Source organism: Vibrio sp. 1288 (assembly GCF_033344475.1).
Genome location: NZ_JAWPOX010000398.1, coordinates 1 through 769, shown reverse-complemented (window position 1 = coordinate 769; position 769 = coordinate 1). Strand labels below are relative to the sequence as shown.

The 769-nt window shown below is 47.1% G+C and carries 1 pseudogene; it reads left to right on the top strand.

Annotated elements, in window-relative coordinates:
• A pseudogene (locus tag R8O11_RS27025) lies at nucleotides 1-769 on the top strand (insulinase family protein); the annotation flags it as partial.

Below are 769 nucleotides of genomic sequence, written 5' to 3'. Positions count from 1 at the left end.
CAGAGCTTGCGTGTAATTTCTATGTATACGCGATGGGAGATTCTGGAGACAAAGGCGATCTTTCGACCTTGTATGATGAGCTTATGAAGTCGATGAGCAAGTTTGCAGAGAAAGGCGTCACTGACGATCGTCTGGAGCAGTTGAAAGGTAAAGCTGAAGCGGATGCGATTTTTGCGCTTGAAAGCGTGAAAGGTAAAGTCACACAGCTAGCGTCGAATGAAACTTTCTTTGGCCAACCTGATTTGATTGAAAAACAATTGGAACAGATTCGTGCCGTGACTCCTCAATCTGTTGAGAAGGTGTACCAAAACTTTATTCAAGGTAAGTCAAAAGTCACCTTGAGCGTGGTACCAAAAGGCAAAATGGATCTTGCTGTTAAGTCTGCGACATTTACTACGCCAGAACGTACCTTACCAGAGTACAAAAAAATTACCGATGATCAGTTAGCCTATCGCCGCGCAACGGACAATTTTGATCGTTCAGTGCAGCCACCGGTCGGTGAGCCAGTGAAAGCAACAATGCCAGAACTGTACAATGTGCACTTTGACAACGGCTCTGAACTACTCGGCACCGTGAGCAACGAAACTCCGACAGTCATGATGCAGTTCAGCTTGCCTGCGGGCACGCGTTTTGTGGAAAAAGGCAAAGAAGGCCTAGCGCAACTGACGGCCGCTATGTTGCAAGAAGGAACGACCAAACGTAGTGTGGAACAAATTCAAGCTGAGCTCGATAAACTCGGCAGCATGATCTCTGTCGATGCCACAGGCTA